Genomic DNA, 12,557 nt, shown 5'->3' with positions numbered 1-12,557 from the left:
TACCAGGTGCTGCCACCTGGTATTTTTATTAATTTCAAAAGATTTAAATCTTTAGATTATTCCAGTTCTCCCGTGAAATCTTCACTTACATCGCGACCGGCAAGACCGTCTGCAACTCCTTTGTAAGCATGTTTTCTCTCGTAATTGGCATTCCATACGTTAGGTGACTCCTCCGGCAACCAAAACTCATGCTCATTTTCATTATCTGAGATATTCCAAAGCGTTACACCGTAGCGTTGAGCAGCAGGAACGTGCTCCCTAAAGGAGTCAAAAATAAACTGATACATAGCTGCCTGATCTGCTAATTGAGCAGCGGTTGGAGAAGCTGTTCCAAGTCTCACATCAAGCTCAGAGATTTTGACCAGTTTTCCGGTAGCTGCCATTTTTTGAAACATTTCTACAATATTTTCTCTGCTTGTAGATAAAGAAACATGCATTTGAGTGCCAATACCGTCTACAGTAGCCCCTTCATTTTCTATATATTCAACATAATCAATTAGTCCATCCAATTTTGCCATACTGGCTTCCAGATTGTAATCATTGATAAAAAGTACATCTGATGGTTCAGCATGTTCCCGAGCCAGATTAAAGGCGGTCACAGCGTAATCCTTACCAAGGTATTTTTGCCAGTAGAAATCATCGCTTGCCAAATCTGTTACATTCCCGTCACGAAGGGTACCACCTTCCCTCATAGGTTCGTTTACAACATCCCAGGCTGTTACTTCATCTGTATAGTGAGTAACCATACCCACGATCCAGTCTTCCATAGCAGCACCTATAACTTCAGCTTTCTCTTCATCTGACATTTCAATAATAACCGGTCCGGTACCTGTGGCTACTTCACCAGAGGTCAGCACTACATCATCAATGTAAAAAGTAGTTGCAGATTCTCCAAAATCGAAGATAAATTTACCCCGATCAGCAGCTGTAGCGGTCATGGTTCTTGTAACCTGAGACCAGGTTGTCCCAACCTCAATGGCACCTGAATAATCGGCTGAGTAGTCTGGGCTTTGCAATTCTACTTGTATGGTAGAAGGTGCATCAGCTTTAATGAAAAAAGACATAGTATATTCTGTTCCCTCCTCCAGAGGCTCGTCAAAAGTGTAGACCTGTTGTGCTTCGTACGATTGCGCTTCAGTAGGATTAGTTAAGACCATTGCATAACCTGTATCACCATAGCCCTCTCCTTCTGCAGAAACCGCTCTTGTTGATTCATTTCCATAACCTGTCCATGGATCAAGGTTACCTTCTTCAAAATCACTATTGGTAATGAGGTTGACGGTTTCAGCCTCTCCGTCAAGATCTACAACGCTAATGTTATTTACATCAATATAATAGGTAACGCCGGGTACATATCCCAGGTCAAAAGATAAATTAAAACTTGTACCGGTAAAGTCACTAACTGTAAATTTCACCTGCTGCCATTGTGAAGTAGTTTCAAAAGCTTCTGTGAAATCTCCTCCAGTACCATACCAATCCTGATAAGGATAATTATTCTCCAAGCCACCAAAAGAAATACGCCCCTGTCCAGGTTGATCTGACCTTATATAAAAGGAAACCTCATACTCATGACCTTCTACAACAGGAATTTGGGGTGTTGTCAGTTGCAAATCATAGGGTTGTGCTGAACCAGAACCTGCCACCAACTCAATAGCTTGTGAATCTTCCGTTAAGCCTTCATCCTCAACAACCGTAATACCGTCACCGGGATTGTTCTTTGCCCAGCCAGCGAATGATCCATCCTCTAATCCAGAGATATCCAATGCACTGGCTCCACTAGATCCAGGGATAACAGTAGGTGCTATTAAACTATTTAAATAACTTGCGTTTTGATTTGCATGCCATACCAGCGTATGACCATACACATCCACTTCTGCCTGGTTGGTTTGCGCAATAAAATCATCTATAGGACCGAAATTTATTTCTCCTTCTGAATTTACCATGGCACCATGCTTCATGGCATAGCCTACCGTAACTTCATCAAAATTTTCGTCTACAATAGATCGATAAGTTTCATTGTTCATATAAAGATCCAGGACAATACCGGCTCCAAGAACATAATCTGCATAGGCTTTAAGGGGTTCATACCTACTGATCTTTTCTTCCAGTTCCAGAGGAAGCTCTGCCGTGGTTACCCTCTCATCTTCAGGTCTCTCTTCCCATTCCATAATTTCTTCTTCACAAGATGCGAAAAGCATAGAAGAAAGAAAGAGGATAGTTAAAATTTTTATCTGTTTCATCTTTTTTTATTTTTAATTAGTTATTCAGGAAAATCAGTAACAACAGGAGTTTCTAAAGAAACAATCCTCCAATTATCTGTATAGACCTGAACGGAGGTTTCCGAAGACGGAAATTCAACATCATCATTATATTCAGGAAGATCACTTAGATTAAAATCAGAATTTTCAAAGAACATCCCAAAGTTTTTGAACGTGGCAGATTCGCGGTACTGCAGAAGATCTTCAAAGGTATAATCTCCACCATCGTTGAATAAATAAAAGTCTGTAAAAGGAACAGTAACCGTAGTCCATCCTTCTGTCTCGAAAGGAACTGCTTCTCCATCAACGATCCATGGAATATAATTATAAACTCCACCGCTCCATTCTCCACCATTGAAGTTGTTGATCAACAGAATTTTTAAATATCCACTGCCTTCCCATGGTTCAGGAACATAAATATCAAATTGAAAAGCCACTTCCTCTAATGGTGTGTTAGCCGGGATGAAGGGGGTAAATTGCGAACGCCAGCTTTCGTTACCTGAAGTAAAGACTTCAGCCACACGATTTCTTCCGGCAGCAAAGGATGCAATGGTATCGTTACGAAGAGGTACATAATTTCCCTGAGAAACGACCCCGGTGCCAATAGGCTCTGATGTTAATTGCCCCTGACGAATAGTGTTACCGAATTCGCCAAGTTCCCCCATTCCGTCAAAATTCAGAACGACACCTCTTTCCACATTGAAAAAAGCCGGTGAATAAGCCGCTCCGTTTGCAGATTCTATATACAAGGAGCCCCCGTCTTCAGAAACACCTTCAGGTACGGTAACCGTGAAAAATTCACCATCTTCTTCATCAAAGGTAATTCCTTCCGTCACCTCTACACCTCCCGGAAATATCACTTTGCTCACTTCAATTAAACCTGAACCGTAAACCGTAATTTCTTCTCCCGGATTTGGTAAGGTATGGGAAACCCTATTAATGGTTGGCGCTGAGGACCGAATTTCAAATTCTATAGTCGTTTCAGAATTATCTTTTACTAGACGAATAGTGTTTCGCACATCTTCTTCAGCCTCTATTGTGGGAGTATCTCCCGAAACGCGAACCAACATCGAGGAATCAGAAACAAAAACGGGATTAAAGGAAGACTGAAAACCATTGATATAGATTCTTCTAACTCCTGTAAAGCCGGATCCTTCCAGGCGCAAAAGCTGTCCCAGACGGGCAAAAGTAACTTCTCTATCTGGTACATCAGAATCGACATCTTGCAGATACACTGTGTCAACAGTTACGGCACCTCCTCCGCCGGCATCATCATCATTTGAGCAAGCCGTAAACAGGAAGCCGAAAATAAATATCCCTAACAGAGAGATATAGCCCCGGTATTTTTTACTTATAATATTTTCCTTCATCTTATATAATTTTTATTCATTATCAATTTAATCATTGGAACAATTCATCAGTTATTCGTTCTTCAGTGAATTCGTAAGGTACAGGCTCCTCCCTTAATAGTGGATTTTGAACTACTTCAGACTCAGGATATGGTAAAAGGAATATACCCGCATCTACATCTCCAACAGCTCGGGTGCTTATATCACGAGTTTCATCGATAGAAGCCGTATTGGTTTCAGCATCATAGGTAAAAGGAGTTATAGTAGCCCTTTCCTGATTATCAACGTAGTTTATAACTTCCTGCTGCTCGTAATACGACCATCTTACCAAATCATACCAAAACTGGCCTTCCATAGCCAACTCCACCCTTCTTTCATGTAAAATATCTTCAAAAGTAAGGCTTGTTTTAGATGACAAACCGGCTCTTTCACGAAGTTCATTTACATACATTAGCGCTGTTGGATCACTGGTTGAAGCATTATTGCCCAAAACTGCTTCGGCATAATTTAAATAAACCTCACCCAACCTTAACATATATGTATTTAAACCGGAATTTTGTCTCGTAATATCCGGATTATCCCTATTAGAACCTACTACCCCTTTTTTTACATTTACATAAGTATTTTCGTGGTCTACCAGGTAGCCACCGTTAGCCTGGTTTATTTCAGGATAAAAATCGCCATCGGCCATCCACGTGGCTTCACGGCGCACATCGTTTGTTTCATACTCCTGCAATACATCATAAGAAGCCCGGGTGAAGTAACCATATGCAGCATCGTCACCTGTGATTTCCGATCCCAGGGCAAAATATGACTGATGTGTATTGTTAACTCCATATTCCCCATTGGGCACCCATTGTAAAGCAAACATAGACTCAGCGTTATTTTTATTTTCTATCATAAATAATTCGGCATAGTCATTTAACAACGAATATGGACCTTCATTTATAGCAGTGGCTGCAGCCATTTTAGCTAAATCAAGAAGTTCCTGATTTCTTGTACCACTATTCGGATTATCACTTAGTCCGGAATAAGACAAATAAAGGCGGGACAACATTCCATAGGCGGTATATTTAGTTACGCGACCAGCCTGTCCGGCTTGTTCTGGTAAATATCTTGCTGCATATTCTAGATCACGTATGGCAAACTCAAAAACATCAGTGCGAGGACTTTTATTTATAATTGGGTTATTTATTATTTCTGACTGACTGGTGGTAATAATCGCATCTCCCCACAATGAGGCAATGTACCAATACGCCACACCTCTCATAAAACGTGCTTCAGCTATATAACGCATTTTTGTTTCTTCTTCGACACTACTCTCCCTAATTGCAGCAATAGTGTTGTTGGATTGCTGAACTACAATATAGAATGACCTCCATGCCTCTACTAAAGGACCAGTTAACCCCGTTTCGGTTAAATCGCTAAAGGGATAAATATAATCGGAAAATGGTGCGTAAAGGTTATAAGAACGCCCATCCCCTAATCCAAAATAGAATTTGTCATTAAAAGAAAACCATACCCTGTTATAAAGCGGTGCTGTGGCGGCTTGAAAGTCTGCTTCAGATTGGAAAAAGTTTTCCCTTGCAATCTGATCGTTTGGCTCTATATCTAAGTCATCGCTACAGCCGTAAGCACTGAAGAACAACGTTGCTATAAGAAGCTTGTAAAAAATTTTATTTGTACTCATAGTATATTTTTTTTTAAAAATTCACATTAAGCCCTACTGTATATACACGTGGGGAAGGATAACGACCATTGTCTATACCCGTTAAAAGGGCATCCTGATTAATTGATCCTACTTCCGGGTCAAACCCGGAATAATTTGTAAAAGTATACACGTTCTGTAGGTTCGTGTATATTTTAAAGTTGCTAAGTCCAAAACGCTCAACAAAATCACGTGGCAGATTATATCCAAAGGAAATATTCTGAATACGCAAATAAGAGCCATCCTCCAGGAACCTGTCACTATACCTAAAATTTGAGGTGGAGGCTGCTGAAGAAGCTGCAATCCTTGGCATATACTGGTCCCCGTCTACTATTTGAACATTGCGATAATCATTTGGTCCATCGGGATCGATAAGTCCTAACTCGGCATAACCAAGAGCTGACTGTAATAAATTAGTGTTTTCACGAGGATTTTCTAAAAACCGCCTTTGGTAATTCACCACTTCATTTCCATAAACACCTGATAATTGTATGTTTAGATCAAATCCTTTATATGTAAAAGAGTTTCCAATACCGTAACTAAAGTCAGGATGTGGATTACCAATATAATCACGATCCTGTTCATTAATAACGCCATCTTCATTTACATCTTTAAAGATATAATCTCCAATCCAAACCCCATTTTCGCCAATTTCCATGTCTTCAGGTAAAGCCGTAGGCACCACTTCACCATCCTCATCTCTGTAATAAAAATCTGTGGCATCTTCAAAACGACCAATTACTTTGTAGCCATAAAACTGACCAATAGGCTGACCGACTGCAGTTCTTGTGACGATAGTTACATCTGATCCCTGCTGCAGGGTTCTGTTTAAGATACCAGTCTCGGTGGCCAGTGCCTGAACTTCATTTCTGTTTAAGGTAAATACAAGGTTGGTCCTCCAGGAAAAATCACCTGCATCTACGTTAACTGTGTTCAGGGTTAATTCTATTCCTTTGTTCTCAAGGGATCCTATGTTTACATAAGGAGCAGATGTAGCGCCTATACCGGAAGTTCCGGAATAATCTGGATAAGGAGCCAAAAGTAATAAATCATCTGTCCTCTTGTGGTAAACATCTGCAATAAATTCAATACGGTTGTTGAACATATTAAGATCCAGACCAATGTTGCCTGAATAAGTGGTCTCCCATTGCAGATCTGGGTTAGCAGTGTTTGAAGCTAACAGCCCTGCTCCAAAAGGAGTTGCTGATGCTCCATAAATAGATGTAAAAGCATAGTTAGGAACACTTTGGTTACCCACGGCTCCATAACCCAGGCGCAATTTTAAATTGTTTATGTATTCATTGTCCTCAAGAAATTCTTCATTGGAAATTCTCCACGCCAATGCAGCAGAAGGGAACCATCCCCATCGATTTTCTGTGGCAAATTGAGAAGAACCATCATAACGCAAGGTGGCAGTCAACAAATAGCGTTCATCAAATGAATAGAAAGCCCGGGCAAAATAAGAACTTATAGCACTCGTATAACTAGCATTGGAATTTCTCGCAGTTGTGGCATCGCCTGCATTTAAATCTGTTGCTCCATTTGTTAAATATCCGGACCGATAACCGTACAGGTTTTCCCAAAATGTTTCCTGATATTCCTGACCAAGTATTGCATTTACACTATGATTGCCAAATGCACGATCATAGGTCAATACATTCCGAAAGTTAAAATACTTGTTGTAGCTTTTTGTTCTCGTACCTTCTCTCACCTCATTTACAATTGCTCCAAAAGTGTAAGACGGGTTAAATGTATATCCATTGGACACTCCATAATCAATAGAATATTCCGATCTAAGTTTTAAACCTTCTATTATATCAAGTTCAGCAAAAGTATTTGCTCTAATTCCTGCACTTTCGCTACGGTTTTCTCTAATACTTGCCAAACCTACGGGATTGTTCTGCACAAATTCGTCTGTAACGGGACCATCAAAAGTACCTTCAGCATTACGTACTGCAACATTTGGTGTTTGCTTAAGTGCTGTGAGAATTAATGACTGATCTGAAAATGTTGTATTTTGGTTTATAGTATTAAAGGCAAAATTTATTCCAACTTTTAAAAAATCCTTTACCTGCGAATCAAAAACACCTCTTAAGTTAAGTCGATCAAAAGAAGAACCCAGTGCTATTCCTTCCTGGTCCAGGTAACCTATAGTCATTGCATAAGTGGTTTTTTCATTACCACCAGTTACAGAAAGGTTATGGCTCTGCATCATTGCCCTGGTAAACATTTCATCCTGCCAGTCAGTTCCTTCACCTAACAAATCTGGGCGTATAAAAGTATCGTCCTGCTGCACAATCCCTAAATCTGCTCTTGTGTTTCTATGTATGGCATATTCCTGAAGATTTAGTAAATCTAATTGTCTTGGTAGCTCCTGAAAACCAATATAACTGTTAAGGTTAATAGTCGCTTCACCATCCTTACCTCGTTTAGTCGTAATGAGAATAACACCATTTGCCGCCCTGGAACCATAAATAGCAGTTGCAGAAGCATCTTTTAAGATGTCTATGGATACGATATCAGAAGGGTTAATGGATGCAAAGGCATTCTGTCCGGTTTGTCCCGTGTTACTGTCAACAATAACACCGTCAATTACAAAAATTGGTTCATTTGAACCTGTAATCGAACTTATACCACGAATACGGATGGAGGAACTGGCTCCAGGTGCTCCACTATTTTGCTGTATCTGTACCCCCGCAGCACGACCCTGTAGGACCTGATCTATTGTTGTAGGAATAGATTCTTCAATTGCATCTTCCGAAACAGAAACAACTGCTCCAGTAACATCACTTCGTTTCATGGTGCCATAACCAACAACAACAACTTCATCTAAGGAAGATACATCTGTTTCTAAAGTTGTATTAATCTGGCGTTGGCCATTGACCGGCACCTCTTTAGTTTGAAAACCTACAAAACTAAAAACAAGCACCCCATCTGAGGGAACATTATTGATGGCATAATTACCATCAAAATCTGTAACAACTCCATTGCTGGTCCCCTTTACCATAACGGTTACTCCCGGTACCGGTCCGTTTTCATCGGTAACAGTTCCTGTCACTGTATTTTGCGCAAACGCTGTAAAACTAATCAGGCTCATTACAACGAAGAGATGAAAACTTCGAATTCCTGAGCTTAATACACTAATTAAATGATTTGTCATTGTCGAATTTATTTTATTAAGGAATTTAGATGATTGTGAGAAAAATTAAATTATACTGATGATTTTTTGCTGTAGGTGATCCTATTTTAAGCAAAAGTTATTCTGACTTACGAAATCGATTGATTGATGAATTATATTTAAAACTCTTAAAATTTTAATAACAAATATATCTGACCTCGTCCAATTGCAGTAACAATTTTGTTGCAACTCTCCATAAATTTTGAAGCATTGCCTGTAATTACTACGATGTCAAGCATCTTTTTAGTGACAATCTTTACCATCTTGTTCAAATTCTGCAGATTTCTAATCTCCCGGAATTTCTTATTCCAATTAAGGGAATACACAAAAGCTCTTATCAGGAAGTCATTACTATCAGACAAAAGTATTTTATAAACTTGCTTCCCATATATAAATAGCACGCCAGAAAATTTTAATTTCAATGAAATTTTTACATAGCCTTTAGAGAATGTGATGGTAAACTTGAGAATTAAAATTTTTTTGGATTTTCGGGGCTGTGGTGTTTACCCCATTCATTAAATAGATAAAGAGGGCGACTGTTCTTTAGTTAATTTCAAGAACCATAGTAGACATTTCCTTATGCAAGCTACACCTTAGATAAATTCGCGGGAAAAATTCAACAACAGTAGGCAACTCAAACATGGAAGCTCACTGGAGGCCTAGTTAAAATCTTCTAGGAATTAAGTTGCTTATGTACCAAACAAACATTTTAATCAATTCATATCCAAAAAATTATCATGTACATCAATTGTCAGTAAGGTTATTCCATTCATGCCTATACTATTATGTTAAAGTTGTAAAAAAACATTATTTATTAACACAACCGATTGCGCCACAAAAATAATTCTGTATATTTATCCACTTTTAAAATTAATTACGAGCTTTTTTTGCACTTATACAATTTCCATCACTAAAAAATATTAAATACTAAATTATGAACGAAAAATTACTGATTATTGACAATCACCTCTGGAAGAAATTTCTCTTCTTCTTATTTTTGATCATTGGTTTTGGTGCTTATGCACAGACTACCACAGTAACAGGAACAGTATCTGATGACGTAGGCCCTATACCTGGGGTAACTGTACTGGTGCAGGGCACGAATAACGGAACAACCACAGATTTTGATGGAAATTACAGTCTTACTAATGTGCCTGCAGATGCCACTCTTCAGTTTAGCTTTATAGGTTTTGCTCCACAGGAAGTACCGGTAAACGGCCGCACCGAAATCGATATAACTCTGGAGGAAGATACTGAATCTCTTGAAGAGATTGTTGTTGTAGGATATGGTACGCAAACTAGAGAATCGGTAACAGGTTCAGTCGTTTCCGTTAAAGGAGAGGAATTAAATGAAGTGAAGACCGCAAACTTTCAGGAAGCCCTAATAGGTCGTGCAGCTGGTGTGAATATCTCAACAACCAGTACCAGGCCTGGTGCCGCTCCTCAGGTTCGTATTCGTGGTGTACGTTCGCTTTCGGGAAACAATGATCCTTTAGTTGTGCTTAATGGTATTCCTTTTGCCGGTGGTTTAAGTGATATTAATTCTAATGATATCGAAAGTCTCGATATACTGAAGGATGCTTCTGCAACAGCAATCTATGGTTCCAGAGGTGCAAATGGCGTCATTCTGATTACAACAAAATCAGGAAGAGAAGGACAGGAAGCAACGTTTTCTTATAATACCTACTATGCAATAAAAGAGGTCTTTGCTAAATATCCTATGATGAATGCAGCTCAACTAATCCAATTGCGTGCTGACGTTGCGGCCAATAATGATGGGGTTCCAATTTTCGGACTAGCAGGTGACGAAGATCTTGGAAATAATACTGACTGGCAAGACCTTTTATACGGGACAGGACTTCAAACTACGCACGATATGAGTGTCCAGGGTGGTTCTGAAAAAGGTTCATATAATATAGGGCTGGGATATTTCAAAGAAACGTCGGTTGTGCCCGAAGACAGTTTTCAGAGATATTCATTAAGAGCTCAGGTTGATCAGGAAGTTGGTTCCTTATTCAGTTTTGGCTTAAACTCGGTAATGAACTTCAATAATACAAGTAGTATTGTTGGTGTATATGATGTATTGGCTGCATCCCCGTTATTAAGTCCATATGACGAAAATGGCAATTTTCTGTCATCAGTCCGACGTCAGACTCAAGCTGACGATATTTGGATCCCTACAAGGAATGAGATAAACCGTATTGGGGAAGGCCGAAAAAATCAACAACTGGATTATGGTTCCTATAACAACATATATGCTCAGGTTAAAATACCCTGGGTTGAGGGGTTAAAATTCCGCATTAATACCGGTCTCAATTTCCGCACTAGCAGGGATGGGAATTTTACAGGTCGCGGGGTTTTCAGCTTTAATGAAACTAACCCTTCATCAGCAAGCTATAACACTTCTAATACAAGAGATTATGTTATTGAAAACCAATTACTCTTTGACAGGACTTTTGCTGATAAACACCAGGTAAACTTTGTAGGATTATTTTCAGCTCAACATACTGAATATGATGACTCAAATTTATCTGTTCGAAATATCCCGAATGAACAATCCTTGTGGTACAATTTAGACACAGCTCTTTCTGAAGATATTTTAGGTTATGGAACGAATTACTCAGCTAGCGGGCTATTATCTTACATGGGTAGGGTTATGTATCAATATGATGACCGTTATCTCTTTACTGCTACAGTGCGTTCTGATGGTTCCTCTCGTTTAGCACCCGGTTATGAATGGGTTACCTATCCTGCAGTTTCCGTTGGATGGAATATAGCCAATGAAAGCTTTATGGAAAACGTTGATCCTATTGGACTCCTGAAATTACGTGCTGGTTACGGGGAAACTTCTAACCAGGCGATAGCCCCTTATTCAACTCAAGGAAGGTTATCTACACGAAATTATAACTTTGGTAGTACTTTTGCTCAGGGTTATTTTGTGTCCCAGTTACCTAACCCCTCCTTAGGTTGGGAGTTTTCAGAGACTTATAACTTTGGTCTGGACTTCAGGTTATTCAACAACCGTATATCCGGTGCTGTAGAATATTACATCACAAATACCAGTGATATACTATATGGTCTGGGACTTCCGGCTACATCTGGTGTAGGCAACGTAACGAGTAATATTGGTGAAACCCAAAATAAGGGTATGGAATTTACCCTTGATGGTACTATTATAAATAATCCCGATGGTTTTACATGGGACGCAGGTATAAACCTTTATTATAACAGGAATGAAATTGTTTCTTTAGCTACCGGAGAGGATAGAAACGAAGGACAGCTTTGGTTTGTTGGTTCCCCTATTAACGTAATCTATGATCAGGAATATGTTGGACTCTGGAATGAATCTGATCCACTTTTTCAATATCTGGACATCCTCGAACCGGGGGGCAATGTTGGAATGGTAAAGGTAAGATATACGGGAGAATTCAATGAAGATGGATCACCAGTTAGGGCGATTAATGCTGATGATAGAATTATACAGGATCCCACACCAGATTTTCAGGGTGGTTTTAATACCCGTTTAGCTTATAAAAATTTCGATTTAAACATCATTGGAACATTCCAACGTGGAGGTCTTGTTTATAGCACATTGTATGGAAGTGCAGGGTACTTGAATTTACTAACCGGACGACGCGGCAATGTTGATGTGGATTATTGGACACCTACAAACACAGATGCCAGGTTCCCGGCGCCAGGGGGAATTCAAAGTGGGGATAATCCCAAATACGGAAGTACTTTAGGTTTATTTGACGCCTCCTACGTGAAAATTCGTGCCATGACTTTAGGTTATAATTTCGACCGGGATTTAACCAGCAACATTGGAATGCAAAATATTAGACTTTACGCCTCTGCGCAGAATCCATTTGTATTCTTTTCACCTTTTCATGATGAATCTGGTTTAGATCCAGAAATTACAAATTCAGCAGTTGATGGGAATGGAAACCGCCAGAACGTTGCAGTAAATACAGGGAATATTTCTTCAGGTATACAAACAATAGGAGCAAATGTTCCCTCAACACGGAATTTTCTGTTAGGATTAAACATTTCATTTTAAAAAATAA

General features: G+C 39.4%; 5 protein-coding genes. 1 reads left to right on the top strand and 4 read right to left on the bottom strand.

Translation table 11 applies throughout. The annotated features are described in order from the left end of the window. Nucleotides 1–56: 56 nt before the first annotated feature. The 4 genes from RM545_RS14925 to RM545_RS14910 are packed head-to-tail and all read right to left on the bottom strand — an operon-like array spanning nucleotide 57 to nucleotide 8,475. A complete protein-coding gene (locus RM545_RS14925; protein ID WP_311496089.1) occupies nucleotides 57–2,240 on the bottom strand; it encodes an endo-1,4-beta-xylanase in 2,184 nt (727 codons plus the stop codon). Between the two features lie 20 nt (nucleotides 2,241–2,260). After that, nucleotides 2,261–3,628, bottom strand: a complete 1,368-nt coding sequence (locus RM545_RS14920) for a glycan-binding surface protein (RefSeq protein ID WP_311496088.1) — start codon at nucleotides 3,626–3,628, stop codon at nucleotides 2,261–2,263. A gap of 31 nt (nucleotides 3,629–3,659) precedes the next feature. Then, nucleotides 3,660–5,297, bottom strand: coding sequence for a RagB/SusD family nutrient uptake outer membrane protein (locus tag RM545_RS14915; protein WP_311496087.1), 1,638 nt, complete (start codon nucleotides 5,295–5,297; stop codon nucleotides 3,660–3,662). Nucleotides 5,298–5,310: 13 nt separating this feature from the next. Beyond that, nucleotides 5,311–8,475: a SusC/RagA family TonB-linked outer membrane protein gene (locus tag RM545_RS14910; protein WP_311496086.1), complete on the bottom strand. Its 3,165-nt coding sequence runs from the start codon at nucleotides 8,473–8,475 to the stop codon at nucleotides 5,311–5,313. A 952-nt stretch (nucleotides 8,476–9,427) separates the two neighbouring features. Between RM545_RS14910 and RM545_RS14905 the strand changes: the two genes are divergently transcribed. Beyond that, nucleotides 9,428–12,550 carry a SusC/RagA family TonB-linked outer membrane protein gene (locus RM545_RS14905; RefSeq protein ID WP_311496085.1) on the top strand — a complete coding sequence of 1,041 codons (3,123 nt, stop codon included), beginning with the start codon at nucleotides 9,428–9,430 and terminating at the stop codon, nucleotides 12,548–12,550. The last annotated feature ends 7 nt before the right edge of the window (nucleotides 12,551–12,557 follow it).

The organism is Autumnicola lenta, from assembly GCF_031846515.1.
GTDB classification, from domain to species: domain Bacteria; phylum Bacteroidota; class Bacteroidia; order Flavobacteriales; family Flavobacteriaceae; genus Autumnicola; species Autumnicola lenta.
Note: the sequence above shows the minus strand (reverse complement) of the source record. Positions and strands in the feature narration are given on the sequence as shown.

Coding starts and splice junctions, on each gene's coding strand:
- RM545_RS14910 (WP_311496086.1), bottom strand. CDS start 8,475: ATGACAAATCATTTAATTAGTGTATTAAGCTCAGGAATTCGAAGTTTT.
- RM545_RS14920 (WP_311496088.1), bottom strand. CDS start 3,628: ATGAAGGAAAATATTATAAGTAAAAAATACCGGGGCTATATCTCTCTG.
- RM545_RS14905 (WP_311496085.1), top strand. CDS start 9,428: ATGAACGAAAAATTACTGATTATTGACAATCACCTCTGGAAGAAATTT.
- RM545_RS14925 (WP_311496089.1), bottom strand. CDS start 2,240: ATGAAACAGATAAAAATTTTAACTATCCTCTTTCTTTCTTCTATGCTT.
- RM545_RS14915 (WP_311496087.1), bottom strand. CDS start 5,297: ATGAGTACAAATAAAATTTTTTACAAGCTTCTTATAGCAACGTTGTTC.